The organism is Saccharicrinis sp. 156 (assembly GCF_050589685.1).
In the GTDB taxonomy this organism is placed as follows: domain Bacteria; phylum Bacteroidota; class Bacteroidia; order Bacteroidales; family Marinilabiliaceae; genus Saccharicrinis.
Genome location: NZ_JBNGOS010000041.1, coordinates 1 through 15,973 on the forward strand (window position 1 = coordinate 1; position 15,973 = coordinate 15,973).

Below are 15,973 nucleotides of genomic sequence, written 5' to 3' on the forward strand. Positions count from 1 at the left end.
GAAGTCCGTCTGTGTATGTGTTTTTGTACCAATAGGTTCCCTTAAGTTAACGGCTATGGAAAGTAATCGGGACAAGTTATGCCTTGTTTCATTGTTCTTGCAATGCTCATGACGAACCTCCAATACATAATCCGGGTTTAACTTTTCTTCAGTTGCCATTTTTCATGATCATCGGGATATATTATCTCATTATCTGCTAACCAATTAAAAATATCCAGCCATTTTTTTTCGGGGATCTTAATTATATTCTCAATTTCATGATAGGATTTTGGGCTGGATAAAATTTCTTTTAGTTTGGTTTCAATTTCGTCGGCCTGCTTGCTATCCAATCCTCTTTTCTTCTTTTCGATGCACACGTCACATTGGCCACAGTCCCTGGTGTTTATCTGGCCAAAATAATGAAGCAAAAAGCGACTTCGGCATATATGGGAAAATTCAGAATAGTCGATAACAGCTTTCACCCGTTCCTCATATTGTTTTTTACGGTCACGATACACTTCATGGGGCAACTTCAGATATCGGATTTCCTCGCGGGGGCGAATATATTGAATCAGTGGTGTCTTTTTTTGGGGGATATAATGAATAATTTTAAGGTGATTTAACTTGTTTAAATACTGATAAACCAAATCGACGGAAACGTTGGCACGCTGAGCCAGCAACTGTTCGTTAATGACCACGTACTCTGTAAAGAATCCTGTATAAGAGCGCAACAGCAGTTTAATAAAGGAATTAAACTGTTCATTTTTCACCTGAAAATTATACAATTCCATCTTCTGAACCAAAAAATGCGCCCGCGATGGCAGGTTTACCTCTTCGCTATATTCAATATAACCGGCACGTTGCAATATTTTAAGGCTATTAAAAACGGTGAGCAAATTAAAATGGTAGGCTTTACAAAACTGTACCATATCAAAGTCGTACACCATCTCCTCACCATGTCCGGTCGCCAGTTGAAAAAAATTACCCAAGGCATTGTACACCCTAAAAACAACATCTTTCTCAGGGAACGACACGGTAACATTTTTCTTTAACCTGGTTTTATCCCCCGCTGACCATAGCTGAACCGCATAAGCTTTTTGACCATCCCTTCCTGCCCTTCCTGCTTCCTGAAAGTAAGCCTCTATAGAATCCGGTGCATCCATATGAACTACCAGACGAACATCCGGTTTGTCAATCCCCATTCCAAAAGCATTGGTACAAACCATCACCTGCACCTCATCGTTCATCCATTCTTTCTGCCGCCTGTCCTTTGATTCATGCGTTAATCCTGCATGAAAGTTATGGGCTCTGATACCATTCTCCCTTAACCACAAGGCATATTCCTTGGTCTTTTTTCTGTTACGAACAAAAACAATCGTACATCCGTCAATAGACTTTACTATTTTGACTAATTGATTTAATTTATCATCTGTTTGACGGACAATGTAGGCCAGATTCTCCCGCTCAAAGCTTTTCTGAACAACATTCTTCTTAGCGAACAATAGGCGTTCCTGAATATCTTCAACTATTTGAGGTGTTGCGGTAGCTGTCAATGCCAATACCGGAACACCGGGGACTTCCTTTCGTAGTTCTGCTATTTTAAGATAAGAAGGTCTAAAGTCGTATCCCCACTGACTGATACAATGAGCCTCATCCACCACAATCATGCTCACATTAAAATGCACCAACTTTTCCAGGAACAAAGGAGTTAACAAGCGCTCGGGTGATAGGTATAAAAATTTATAATCCCCAAAGATACAATTATCATAGGCAATATTAATTTCACGCCTGCTTAAACCCGAATAAACAGCCACTGCCTTAATATTCTTTTTTCGCAAATTAGTTACCTGGTCTTTCATCAGTGCCACCAACGGAGTCACCACCAAACAAATACCTTCTTTGGTCATTGCCGGAACCTGAAAAGTGATAGACTTTCCACCTCCTGTTGGCAATAATCCCAAGGTATCTTTACCATCACCTATAGCCTGCACTATCTGATCCTGCATGGCTCTAAAACCATCGTAGCCCCAGTATTTTTTTAATATTTGAAGGTATTTTTCCAATGCGAATAGTTTGAAAAAACGAAGATACAGAAATATCAGGAATCCATAGTTACATAACATATACTCATATGTTACAATTAGAAAAGCGCGCTATTTTCAAAATTATTTAACTGACGATAAGAAGCAACCAATTCTGACTTATTGCATTTGGTAAGAGACTGTCCAAACTCTATTAGACAAAGCGAAGCTTTTTGATGAAGCCTTAACTAACCAGATCCATTTTACCCGCAATATGCATTAGAAATCCTGTTACGCAATTAAACTACTTCCAAACAAGGCGTTTCACGGAGTTGCTTCAACTCACCAGAGCGGTGCTATGCCTCGTTTCAGCAACTCCTTGTTTTATCGTATTTTAAATACTCATTACGTACCTTTAATACATAATCCAGGTTTTAATGCATGGAAACAAAATCCATCTTTCATGCTTTTTTCCCACATTCGTCATTTTTTTTATTGCTGATATTGGTGTAATTAGTCCATACATATTTATTCGCTATGCCCTATCAGCAAATCATTAACGATACCTACCACCAAATTAAGTCTGGAAAAGACGAGGGAGAGGCAGCTTCCTATATTCCTGAACTGGCCAAGGTAGATCCGGAAAACTTTGGAATTCACCTTATTACCATCGACCAACAGGAATTTGGCATTGGCGACCGGTATACCCAATTTTCTATCCAGAGTATTGCCAAGGTACTTTCCTTAAGTTTGGCCTTTAAACTCTGGGGGTCAAAAATATGGGAGCGGGTAGGTGTCGAACCCTCAGGAACGGCCTTCAATTCCCTGGTACAACTGGAGCTGAACAAAGGTATACCACGTAATCCCTTTAACAACGGGGGCGCCCTGGTTATTGCCGATATGCTCGTGGGTGAGTTTAAAAATCCTGAAGCAGAATTCCTGCGCTTTATACGAGAGATTAACAACGATAACAAAATCGACTATAACCTCTCCATTGCCAAATCGGAAAAATCGGTGGGTTACAGAAACATAGCTATCTGCAACTTTATAAAATCGTTTGGCAACGTGCTAAACGAACCCGAAAGAGTGCTGGATTTTTACTTTACCATGTGCTCTTTAGAAATGACCTGCCAAGAGCTGGCACAAACGTTTTTATTTTTGGCGGATGACCATTTCCGTAATACAAAAGGCGAACGAATCCTAAATATGAGCAAAGCAAAAAGAGTGAATGCCTTGTTGCAAACTTGCGGTTTTTATGACGAATCGGGTGAGTTTTCCTTCACGGTAGGACTTCCGGGCAAGAGTGGCGTAGGAGGAGGAATTATCGCTGTCTTTCCTGATAAATACAGCATAGCCGTGTGGAGTCCTAAGTTAAATGCCAAAGGCAATTCGTACCGAGGCATGAAATTTCTGGAAGCGTATACCACAAAAACAGAGTCTTCTATCTTTTAAAAAACAAAAAACGCCTTAGATAATTAATCCAAGACGTTTTTAATCTCATAAGTCCCTGATGTGTTAATACTCATCTTCGTTAAAGAAAAAATCATCCTTGCTAGGATAGTCAGGCCAAATATCTTCAATAGTTTCGTATAGATCACCTTCATCCTCTATCTCCTGAAGATTTTCAATAACTTCTAATGGTGCCCCCGAACGAATTGCGAAATCGATTAACTCGTCCTTAGATGCCGGCCAGGGTGCATCCTCTAATTTTGATGCTAATTCTAGTGTCCAATACATACCCTGAATTTTTATTTATTATTTGTTAAATATATTTTTATATTTTCTGCGAATATAAAAAAAAAGTAATAACCTACAACTCGGGAACCCAAGGAATTTCATTTACACCGCAATGTTTTGACAAATGACGCGATAAAACAAACAAATAGTCCGAAAGTCTATTTACGTACCTAATTACCCAAGGGTTCACTTCGGATTGATCTGCCATGTCAAGAATTCTTCTTTCAGCCCTTCGGCAAATCGTTCTTGAAATATGGCAATAACTGACGCCGGGATGACCTCCCGGCAGAACAAAGTACTTCATAGGAGGTAAATCACTTTCCATCCTGTCCATTTCCTTCTCCAGGGCTTCAATAATGCTCTCGTCGTAATTCAACTTGTCCCTCAAGTCTGTAACATTGGAATCTGTTGCCAAATAGGCCCCTATCACAAACAATTTTTTCTGAATATCGATAATTTGATTTTCTGTCGCCTTATCCACTTCATAGGAACGAATCATCCCAATAAAAGTATTCAACTCATCAACCGTTCCATAAGCTTCGAGCCTGTAGTGATTTTTTGCAACTCGCGTGCCACCTATCAAACTGGTTTTTCCTTTGTCACCTGTTTTTGTATAAACTAAACTTTTACTCATGTCATATATATTATCCATTACCGGAACCTACCACCTATTAACGACGGAAAGCAAGATCAATTATTATATCTCGAACATTAAATGGATCATTGGGCTTTAGATCAAAAACAATAAACTTATTTACAAGGCACCTGCAATCAATTTATTTGCAAATCGCGCCCTGTTGCACAAATAGCTCCAACTGACACCACTATAATTTAATGGTTTATTTCAAGATTTCTATAACATTTCGGATACCGAAATGTTTTCATTTTTAGTATCTGATTCAATTACACCGTCACGTAATCGAATAACCCTGTGTGCATATTGGGCTATTTCCTCTTCGTGCGTTACTAAAATGATGGTGTTACCCATGGAATGGATATCCCCAAACAAGCGCATAATATCAACCGATGTTTTCGAATCCAGGTTACCGGTTGGCTCATCGGCCAATATGATGGAGGGATTGTTTATCAATGCTCTGGCAACGGCAACCCTCTGGCGCTGCCCGCCCGAAAGCTCATTGGGTTTGTGAGCGGCTCGGTCTTCCAATCCAACTTTCCTGACAACATCCTCTCCTTTTTTTAATCGCTCTTGTTTTGAGATGCCTGCATAAATCAGCGGAAGCATCACATTTTCAAGCGCAGAATATCTTGGCAACAAATTAAACGTTTGAAACACAAAACCTATTTCTTTGTTCCTGATTTCGGCCAATTTATCGTCGTTCAAATGGCTCACATCGGTTCCGTTTAACACGTATGTCCCTCCCGTAGGTGTATCCAAAGCACCAATAACGTTCATTAACGTGGATTTACCGGAACCTGACGGCCCCATAATAGCGACGTATTCACCTTTTTTAATCTCCAGGTCGATACCCTGTAAAGCCTTAACAACTTGTGTTCCTACCTGGTAATGTTTGGTGATTCTACTGATTTCGATGATATTCTCATTCATAGGTAATATGCTCCTTTTGGTTATAACAAAGATAATTTTTTATGGTTGATGTGGAGAATGATTTGAATATTTATTGTTCGGGTTGAACCATACATATACATCAGGAAATACCAGCTTGCCTGCTGGCTGGTATCACATATCGAAATAACCACAAAACAAGACACTTCGTTGCTTCAGCCGAATGATAATCCGGGTTAAAAGATTATAACCAATAGGCACAAATGACCGCTCAAATACTTTTTATTACACAATGCTCTTCGACGTGAGGTACGTTCAATACCAGAACACCAAACCTGAAAAAATCAAAAGAGAGTGAAACTGAAGGATGAGCACTGATTTCATTCCATGCCTTGGCCATTTCCCTGGACCAATATATATCGTCGAAAATAAATACTGACGCTTCTGTTGCTTTGGGCAAGCATAAATGAAAATAATCCAGGGTAGGCTGATAAGCGTGGTGCCCATCGAAGTACACCATTCCTACCTGATCAACCGAGGCTAACACCTTAGGCAATTCCTCCCGGAAGGGGCCTACATGTTGAATTACATTATTGGCCCCAGCGCAGCCCAAAAGCCGATTAGCTATATTGGAAACTTTAGGACAGCCTTCAATGGTATATACTTTGGTTTGAGAATTAGGCAAGGCAAGGTACATTGTTCCCAATCCCAGCGAGGTTCCTAACTCAATTATATTATTGGGCTTGAAATAACTTGCAAAGCGAAAAATAAGTTCTCCTTGTTTTTGTGGCGATGCATTATATTTAACCAAATGACGAAGGGCGCGGTGGTTACTCCTGAACTTTTTTGAACCAGCTCCAAAATCCCTTACTTCAACCTTTTGCTTCGATTGCAGTACATCATTTCTAATGTCGTTGATATCCTCAAAACGGTAAAAAGGGTAATTGTTGTAGATAATGAAATGAGCAATATCCCTGGCAACAGAGGATATAAAATCGCCTTCTCTCCAATGTTTTTTCTTAAAAATATATTTTAAGTATGCTTTAGCTTGAAACCAGTTCACAGGATAAAATTTGGATGCGAAGATAGTTGAAATGACATGGGCACAAAGTATTAAACATTAAAAAAACATAAGTACCTGTCGGGTACTTCGTCATAGGTTGAATTTTTCGGAGAAAGCCAATGATCCCTAAAATAATATTTAAACCCCTAAATCTTCACTATCTGTTAAATATCTTTATGTAGCGGTAGGTGTCCTGAAACGGCTTAATTTCGCCATTCCACTATATGACCGTCGGTTTGGTTGAGCAGATGCTCCGGGATAGACATTTTGATGTGTTCGTACAATAAGTTCAACAGTTTTTGCTTGGCAAAAGTACGCGAATATACCATACTCACTTCACGCAACGGATCACTCTCCCCAATATTTTTCACCTGCGCATATCGGTTGTTTAATACGTTATCATCAATAGACAATTCAGGCAGCAAGGTATATCCTCCCTCTTTCTCCACCAGTTTTTTGATGGTTTCCAACGAACCGCTTTCGTAATTAATAGATATTTCATTTTTTATTTTGTCGTGAAAAGAACAAAGATTTACCACCTGGCTCCTGAAACAGTGTCCTTGACTCAGCAACCACAAGCCCTCTCCTGCTATTTCGGCCGGCTCTACCTTTGACTTTGGGGCCAACTGATGCTTATTATTAACATATAAAAACATACGCTCATAAAAAATGGTTTTTTCTTGGATTCCATTTTCATGTAGTGGAGTTACCAGCAACCCTACATCCAACAAATCCTTATTTAACTGGCCGATAATATCTTCCGAGAGCAATTCCATTATCTTAAGCTTGACATTCGGGTATTCCCGGGAGAAAGACCCCGCAAACAACGGCAATAGATAAGGTGCCAGCGAAGGAATAATGCCAATCACCAACTCACCTTCCACCACATCTTTATGCTCCTTGACCAATTCATAAATTCGCTTGTTTTCGGCAAGCGACTTTCTGGCCTGCTCAATAATTACCTCACCAATCTGAGTAGGGACAACCGGTTGTTTGGAACGGTCAAAAATCATCACATCCAATTCATCTTCCAGCTTTTTTATCTGCATGCTTAGCGTGGGTTGCGAAACAAAACATTTTTCACTGGCTTTAACAAAGTGCCGGTAGGTATCCACTGCTACAACGTATTCTAACTGCGTAATCGTAATCATACTTTTTTTGATCTCTTAAGGTTATGTATGTCAATCATAATCAATACATATAAACTTTATCTATAAATACATACATACAATCAATTTGATTGATATATGTATTTGTTTCATCTTTGAGGTGTAATATAAAGAGAATTCAAAATAACAATCAATATTAATAACTAAAATTTATAATATCATGAAAAATTTAATTGGTTTAGACAAAGTAAAAGCAGCAGTTTTAGCAGACAGATTAAACGAGTTATTAGCCAACTATCAGATATTTTACCAAAACCTAAGAGGGTTTCATTGGAACATTAAAGGAAAAGCATTTTTTGAGTTACATGCCAAGTTTGAAGAGTACTATAATGATGCCGTAGAAAAGATAGATGAGATTGCAGAACGAATACTAACTCTTGAAGGAGAACCGCTACATACATTCAGCACCTATATTCAAACTTCAACGCTGGAAGAGGCCAAAGGGATAAGCGAAGGAGTTCAGGCCGTTCAGGTGGTGGTTCGAAACTTCTCAACATTGGTAGGACTAGAGCGTGAGATACTGGCACTTGCCGGCGATGCTGATGACGAAGGAACAATTTCGTTGATGAGCGATTATATTTCGGAAACGGAAAAAACGCTTTGGATGCTTAACTCTTATTTGAAATAATAACTTCCTGCTAAAGGAAGTAAAAACCAATATTAAACCTGATACCTGTCGACCTAAACCAGTCAATCGCTAATGGACAGAAGTCATTGTCAATTAAGGACTAAGTTTCTATGAGTTGACTTTTCTGATCAAAACATTATTAAACCCGGATTATGCATTAGAACTTCGTCGTGAACATTGAAAGTGCAATAAAACCAGGCTTTACTGAAACGAGGCAAAGCATCGTTATGGTGAGTTGAAGTGAAGCAGCGGAGTGTCTTGTTTTGAAACAATTTCAATGTGTAATAGATTTTCTAATGCATAGTGCGGGTTAAAAGTCTACTCGTATCGACAAAAACTAGCGTAAACAAAAACACGTTGTTCTTGTGACAAGAACAACGTGTTTTTGTTTATTGAGTTAATGAGAATCTAAAACTAACTCCGAAGTTACTGTTAGTTGTAGGGTAAGAGCTCGAAATATAAGGTGAGGTAACTGCTCTATCGTAAAACACCTGCATATTAAATCGGTCGCTAAGCACATAATCCGCAGTCAATTTTAAGGTATTAATTTTTCTTCCCGAAGTAAGCTGGTTTACCCCATCCTCTATTCTTCTGAAAATTGCAATATTGTCCTTAATGGAGAAATCCAATCTTAAATCCAGGTCGCTCGACAACTTTTTGGCGCCCCTCCTGCTTCCCAGAATCATGTCCATCTTGTCGAAACGATAACCTACTCCAATAATTAAATCGTTGTTGTGATTTTCGATAATTTGATTGTTACTTAAGCTAAGGTTTATGGTACGCGTACGCTTACTCTCAAATTTGGTTGTGATATTGTTTTTCCACGTGATATTAAAACCAATAAGCGGAGTAAACATCTCGCTAAGCGATACTGAATTCACCTGGTACTGCGAAACAAAATCATCCTGAATATTCCTAACCCAACTAATGCCCGAAGCATCCTCGCTATAGTCGCTATTGGTAACATACGATCCAACATTATAGGTAGATCGGTAACTGTGTGATATATCAAACGATTTAACATATTTTTTGAGGACCTTTATTTTTGACAAACCATTATAAGACACCCTCCAATTGGGGTGCATTTTCAATAGATTAGGGAATAAATCGGTGAACATGTTGTTCGCATCCTTTCCACTGTAGGCAGCTAAAAAAGCAGGAATCAAAACATCCTGTGAATTTAAATCATAACCGTTGACCCCACTTCTGTCTTCCTCTTCCCAAGCTGCGGAATATGTATCATTTTGCCCCACATATTTAAACGAACCATCTTCAAACGTGGCTCCCTGAATATCCGTTGCTCCTACACGTGTGCTTGCCAACCTTTCTGCAATAATTTGTCGGTTCTCCAAAAACTTATTGTACGTCTCCGATTCGTAGGTTCCTGTTTTACTTACTTTTTCAAAAGCAGTATTAATGATATTAAAAGTCATGGTAAAACTACCATTCTCGCGCATGTTGGACGCATTAAACCCTCCACCATCCGCCATATAATACTCGTTCATATTGTTGGAGTACCTGCGGTTGGCACTAAGATCTATCCTCAAACCGGGAATGGGTTCAATGGTGGACTTAACGGTAAAATCCTCTTGATGCGTCATCACATAGGCTTGATTAATGGTGTCGGTGGTAAGCCAACCCTTTTCCGCCGCATCCTTTGCAAAGTCTCTATCTTGCCATCCTGCTATAAAGCCATACCCTGGTGCACTATACCCATTGAAAGAAGAGGTACCCATAAATTTAGATGATGGCAGGTAACCTGGCAATATAGTACCATTGGTTTCGGTATAATTCAAATTTATATTTTTAATACCTGTGGCAAGCAGTGCCGAATAATCAACTATGGTTCCCAATACCGTTGATTTATCCTCTTTTGTTCCCGTAACCATTACCCTGGCATTCTTATAATCCGCATCAGGAATAAATTCGGTTTTGTTTTGGTCGATTTTATTGGATTTCCCCCTGGCTGTTCTTCCGTTGGCATCGTACACTCTAAGCCTCGTTTCCTCTGTCTTCAACTTGTGGTTAACGATATAAGGCACTCCTTTTTTGAGGTCGATTCTGTCATTGTTGTACCTAACCGTTTTCTTGCTAGTCTTTTTCTGATTCCTGCTGCTGCCCCCATATTTTCTGGAGAGATCTTTTAAATACTTTGACCGGTTATAAAGTGTTTTTAAATTCAACTGCACCGATCCCTGAACATTGTTGGAGTTGCTAATTGTGTTACCCCACTCAATAGATCCATCGGTGGTTTGTGGTTCCGTTTCCCAACGATACATGCCGCTATATCGAATAGTTGAACTAGTCCAATTTAAATATGGTAGTTTATTGACCGGCAATTTGTAGCTTACATTAAAATTGTGCTGGTAATTCGTCACCCGTCCCCCATTCATAATATTGGACATCACCGAGTCTTTCCAATGTTCATATTCATCCTTTAAATCCTTATCAACTACCAACACACTCAGCGGTTCATCTATTCGGGCATTGGTCGTTGAATTAAAATCGAATTTCAACGACTTGGTCAGGTTGTACCTCAGGTCGAAATACCGGTTCCAGTTAAAGTCCCTGCTGATTGATATTGGGATTTTAAAAGTTGGGTTATTCACATTTCGGAGTTGTTGCTGTGTATAATTCCTAATTATTTCGTTACGGTACGAAATCTGCGTAGGCATCAAATAAAAGTTAAAGTCCTTTATGATTTTTAATGCTTCTCCATTTAAGGCCTTACTCTTTTTAAAGGGTTCGAACACCTTAGGTCGATTGTTAAAATTATACGATAGCACGCCCCTGTAATCCTTGTCAATTTTTTCTTCGGTATTAACATCGCGCGACGTGGTAATATTATAGGCGTATGTAGCCGTTAAGTTGGACACATCGTATATTTTTGATTTGTTGCCCTTGGGTTTGAGGCGTACATTGGTGAAGTTGATACTCTTCCGCGTCACCACATCCTGCGACAGCCTTTTAATACTGTCCCTTTCCGCTTCATCTTCGGCATTGTCTAGAACATCATCTAACTTAATATCCGGATCCAGCGGATAATATTCGGGAGTGGCTACTTCCTTGGAGTGCCCGTAATAGAAAGGAATTGACAAACGCGACTTGGCTCCAGTAAACTTACCCAGCTCAAGGTTAGTGGCTATATCGTATTGATAGAAATCTTCCTGGCTTCGTTCCGACACCGTTTTATCGATACTTCCAAAACCCGTGGTATAAGTATTACCAGCCAACGACAGGTTACCCAGGTCCGATAATTTAATATTCATCCGCGCATTGGCTGCCCATCCTCCTTCTTCGTTAAAATCGGTTAGGCGCAATTCGTTAAACCAGGTTTCAAAGGAAACCAGTTTATCGTCCTCCACGCTTCTTACTCCGATCATAATGGTGCGGATATTGCTTAGGTTAGGATTACCTTTCACCTTAACCCAGTTTCTGTTGTTATCTTGGTCTTTTGTTATATATACTTCGTTCACACTTGTTACCGTTTGGCTGTTACGTTTTATCTTGGCGTCTGTAAGTTCACTGAGCGCAAAATCGAAACGGTTGTTCTCTGGCCAGACCTCCTCATCATCTGTAGCTCCGTGAGCCGTCATTTCCAAGGGCACCTCATACTCATAGTAGTTGTTTTTACTATCGGTACCCATCCGGATAAACGCCCTTACGTTATTGTCGCCCACGCTTCCCTCTTCTCCTTCAAACTCCTCGGCATGTACCTCCATTTTTAATCGACCATACTGCAGCATATCCAAATTCAGGGTTTTATATACGGCACGTCGATCATTCTTGGCAATATCAGTCACCTTTAAAGTGATTGACTGCTCGTTTAACTCCCTTAACTGGGGGTTTGCAGGATCTATGATTCTATCTATCCCCGGCGGCAAAACATAGTTGACAGGTGACCTGCTTGCATTTTCCTCTATGTTAACCGCTCCCGTTTCAAACGTCGTCAGATCACTTGCTAAAACCGTTTCATTTGTTTCAGCCAAATCATTAGAGTATTTGCGCCATTCGCTCCTCACTAAATCCAAAGTTGCAAACCGAAGAATTGTGGTATCCTGGAAACCATGCAAGAACATTCTCATAAATCTGACCGAACGTAAATCTTCTATGCTACCCACCGTTGTATCCGGTATGGATATCGGAATTCTAAACTGATACCATTTAACGGTTTCGGTGGTGCTGTTTGCTAATTCAACGTCTGCCTCTCTAATATCTGCAATATAGTTATTGCCCACGGTCATATCATTTGGGTCGAGGTGTACCTTATACTGAAAATAGCTTTCGTTTTCGCTCAGCGTGTTATCGCTGTTGATATCTTCCTGGTTAGGTGATGAGATGGCAGCTGTAGAATACGACTCGGGAGAATATTCAGAAGGTACAGAGTTACCCTCAGGGCCATTAAAGTTTTTATATCTATCGAGGATATTTACTTCATCAGTATCAAAATCGCTACCTCTGTAATAATGGTAGTTATCCGCCGATGGGTCATTTATAATGTTGTTGTACGCTTCTTCGGTAATAGAACCTGTGGCCCTCAGGTTCTCAATCTCATTGATATAACTTTCGTAAAAAGTCCTTTCTTGTTCACTGGTCAAACCGTCCAAACCAATATCTTGTTTTATCCTGGAATCCGCCTCATTACTAAATGCGCTGATCAAACTTTGTACCGTAGGAACAAGTCCCCAGGCCGTGGTATCAACGTCTGTGCCTCCATCCACTCCCGGCATACCTTGTTCAAAGAACTTCCTGGAATCGCTCAATACGTCCTCCGAAATATTACCCAGGTTAAAATATAAATCACCGGCCTTTTCCGGATTTTGATTATATACAAATGGGTCCATCATCCAGAATTCGATAAACTCAATGTTCGCCGCTTCAAAGTCACTTGTTTCTACCCTGCGCTGAATGCCTCCCCAACGCGTTTCCGGCTCGGCCAAATCGCCATTTTCCTCTAAATTAGTATCGAAATTATATGGCCCTCTTTCTTTTGGATAGTAGGCCAGGTTCAAAACCGAGATATTTGTGGGAGTCCCATAGGCCACATCCTGATCGGGAAACAATTCCTCAATATACACCTCTCTGGAGAAATGATTCGATTGCAGTTCCAGATCGTTTCGGATATGACTTGGTGTGTATGTGTTTTCCCGTGAAAAAAGAGGGTCGATTATATACCAAGCTGTTTTGGCCCGATGATAACCTGCACTTAAATCATTTATTAGTCCGGCATTCGGGAACACATCTTGTCCTTGCGGGGTACTCGCCAAACTCCAGGCTGTCCAGTTGCGCATATCAATGGAAATCTTGGTTCCCTCGAAATCATCGATGTATGCCTCCCCTTCATCTTCAATCACATCGGGATGGCCAGGTATTAACTGCGCAAACTCGCCTTCAAACGAAATACTGGAAGGTTCTTTAACCTGCAGTAAAGGTATGGCATTTAACACGTTGGTCAGCCATTGTGACTCGCTAAAATAAGAGGTATTAAATCCGTAAATGGTATTGGCGATAGGTTCGTCGCCGATACTTACTTTTTGGGTCAGAGGCCTTTCTCTTAGATGCATGATAGTACCTCCCACGTTGAAATCCTCGTTGAACTGATAGTTCATGTGGGTTCCCATCAGGGTTTTGGTCTGAAGGTTAAACAAACTCTGGCTTTCCAAGGATACCTGAATAGGCGAGCCACTACTTAACAATCCCTGGTTAATGATTTTAACCGTACCAAAGGAGTAATCAACCGTATAATCTACATTTTCGACCAGTTTAATACCTCCTGAAGTTACAATAACCGAACCTTGCGGAATATTTTGTGCGTTCAAAGAAATCTCACTTCCGCTACTTGATTTGTACGAACCCGCTAATCGGAATTTATTTTTTTCGGCTTCCTGGGTGGCCAGTGTTTGTGTAGAATCGTAGAGTGACTGATACACATATTTCTCCTGTAGGTCGGGATACCCCTGTAACAGATCGTTCAAATGCGTACCAAACGGCTCCAAAACCGGGAATATTACCCTACCGTTTTGAGCATATATGGTTTGGCTTTCAATATAATCAAAGGTACCATCGGCAATAGGGTCGTAAACGGAGTTTAACTTATCCAATTCCATGATATCCAAAAACAGTTTTAGCTCATCCCCAGTTCCAAAAGGCCCTTCTTCAGGAAAATAATTAATGTATGCACCAGTTGAATCATCTACATAAACCACATCAAAAAGGAAGTCCTCCTTATTCACCTGATAAGCTCCAATGGCATAAATATTTTTCATCATCAAATCCCAGGTTGGCTTAACAGATGGTGTAAGGTTGGTACTTTTCAGCATCTTTAAGAACAGCGTTTGGTCAGATTCGACACCATCACCGGCAAATTCACCTACCTGGAAAGTTTCCCCGTTAAAATCGAACTCATAAGCCACGGCTAACACTTCATCCGCATTTAGTGACATATTCAGCGAGATAAATCCTAATTTACTGTTAATCGTATATTCCGAGGAAGAAAGCAATCTCGCATTCTCTATTTTTTCGTAGTCTCTTCCGCTGACCAGGTTTGCACTGTTGAACACCTGGGTAACCTGATTCACATCCCTAACCGCACTGTACGTACTTGTTACTTTACTGTACAATCCGTTGGCATCATTATCCGGGGCGTTAGAAGCTGCAGTTCCCCATTCTGTGGTGTTATATAAATTTCCTCCTGTTTCCCCAATATCCATGAAAGCAAGAATATCCCTTGCTTCATCATAATCTCCTGCACGATTTGTAATCCATACTTCCACACGGCTCACGTTTATTTTTGAAACCATAGGGTAGTACTTTTGGGCATCGTTATACAAATCCCTAAAATAGTTAGATAGGAAGAAGTGCCTGTTTTTGTCGTACTCATTAATGGCAAGTTCAAACTCCTGCTGCTGGGCACCTCCCTCAATATCCATGACCGAAGTTTCCCCTTTTTGTTGCGAAAAAATGGAGGTTACGTTCAGTTTGCCAAATTGCAAGTCTGTTTTCACTCCAAACAGACTTTGGCTACCCGTAATAAGCGTACCAGGCAAAGGCAAGGAAACATTACCGGCCTCGATAGATTGAATGATATCATCTTCCTTACCCTCATACTCCAGTTTCATCTCGTTTTCGAACTCAAAGGTAGCCTCGGTATTATAATTGATTCCAAGCTTAAGCTTGTCGCCAATACTACCTTGAATATTCATCTGAATTTTCTCCTGAAAATCAAAAGTCGTTGTGTTCCTGAGGTTTTCTTGTAATGTTGGGTTTTCGGTTTTATTATTGGATATACCAATTGTTAGTTCGGCTGTACCTTGTGGCTTAATGTTTATCAGGTTACTACCAAAAAGATTATCCAGTTCAGCACCAAGGACTGCATCAGGATTAAAAATACTAAACTTACCATTTTCGTCCACTGCGCTTGCCCTGGTCTCCCAATACGATATCATAGACTTCCGTGTTTCCTCGTCCAAATATTCTTCCAGAGTCATGGAGTATGGCAACCTAACGTTCATATTACCAATCCTTCGGTACAAATAAACCTTACCTGTATTGGGATCATACTCCGTAATATATTGCAGATTTTCGGGATCGGGGAGATCTATGGCTTTTTGTTGGGACAGATCCAAAAAGGGATTGTTGCTTTCTTTTTGGATGGGTTCAAAACGGGTACCTTTTTTTAGCGTGTCCGGCTGTTGAATGAAAGCATTGACACCTTCCCCGTTCAAATCATTGGTACGGGCATCAGTAAAACCTGTGCCAACCATTAATATGAGTGCTAATACACCGGCTAAAATATATGGAAAAACTTTGTTAAAGTTTTTTTGCATCGTACTGGTTACTATTGGTTTGAGC

The 15,973-nt window shown here is 40.2% G+C and carries 9 protein-coding genes; 2 read left to right on the forward strand and 7 right to left on the reverse strand.

Annotation, left to right across the window (positions count from 1 at the left end):
- Positions 1–137 precede the first annotated feature (137 nt).
- Positions 138–2,042: a RecQ family ATP-dependent DNA helicase gene (locus ACRD64_RS20800; protein ID WP_430935673.1), complete on the reverse strand. Its 1,905-nt coding sequence runs from the start codon at positions 2,040–2,042 to the stop codon at positions 138–140.
- 495 nt (positions 2,043–2,537) lie between these two features.
- Between ACRD64_RS20800 and ACRD64_RS20805 the strand changes: the two genes are divergently transcribed.
- The gene (locus ACRD64_RS20805; RefSeq protein WP_430935675.1) at positions 2,538–3,452 is read left to right on the forward strand and encodes a glutaminase; all 915 of its coding nucleotides are present in this window, start codon (positions 2,538–2,540) and stop codon (positions 3,450–3,452) included.
- Positions 3,453–3,515: 63 nt separating this feature from the next.
- Here the strand turns inward: ACRD64_RS20805 and ACRD64_RS20810 are convergent, their stop codons facing one another.
- The 5 genes from ACRD64_RS20810 to ACRD64_RS20830 form a co-directional block, all read right to left on the reverse strand.
- Positions 3,516–3,737, reverse strand: a complete 222-nt coding sequence (locus tag ACRD64_RS20810) for a DUF2795 domain-containing protein (protein WP_430935677.1) — start codon at positions 3,735–3,737, stop codon at positions 3,516–3,518.
- Positions 3,738–3,810: 73 nt separating this feature from the next.
- Positions 3,811–4,371 carry a cob(I)yrinic acid a,c-diamide adenosyltransferase gene (locus ACRD64_RS20815; RefSeq protein ID WP_430935679.1) on the reverse strand — a complete coding sequence of 187 codons (561 nt, stop codon included), beginning with the start codon at positions 4,369–4,371 and terminating at the stop codon, positions 3,811–3,813.
- A gap of 219 nt (positions 4,372–4,590) precedes the next feature.
- Complete coding sequence (locus ACRD64_RS20820; protein ID WP_430935681.1) at positions 4,591–5,304, reverse strand: ABC transporter ATP-binding protein; 714 nt, start codon at positions 5,302–5,304, stop codon at positions 4,591–4,593.
- Between the two features lie 229 nt (positions 5,305–5,533).
- Positions 5,534–6,325, reverse strand: a complete 792-nt coding sequence (locus ACRD64_RS20825; protein WP_430935683.1) for an O-methyltransferase — start codon at positions 6,323–6,325, stop codon at positions 5,534–5,536.
- 203 nt (positions 6,326–6,528) lie between these two features.
- Positions 6,529–7,476, reverse strand: a complete 948-nt coding sequence (locus ACRD64_RS20830) for a hydrogen peroxide-inducible genes activator (RefSeq protein ID WP_430935685.1) — start codon at positions 7,474–7,476, stop codon at positions 6,529–6,531.
- Positions 7,477–7,654: 178 nt separating this feature from the next.
- Between ACRD64_RS20830 and ACRD64_RS20835 the strand changes: the two genes are divergently transcribed.
- Entirely contained in the window at positions 7,655–8,122 is a 468-nt protein-coding gene (locus ACRD64_RS20835) for a Dps family protein (protein WP_430935687.1), read from the forward strand.
- Between the two features lie 389 nt (positions 8,123–8,511).
- Here the strand turns inward: ACRD64_RS20835 and sprA are convergent, their stop codons facing one another.
- A complete protein-coding gene (sprA, locus tag ACRD64_RS20840) occupies positions 8,512–15,948 on the reverse strand; it encodes a cell surface protein SprA (protein ID WP_430935689.1) in 7,437 nt (2,478 codons plus the stop codon).
- Positions 15,949–15,973 lie beyond the last annotated feature (25 nt).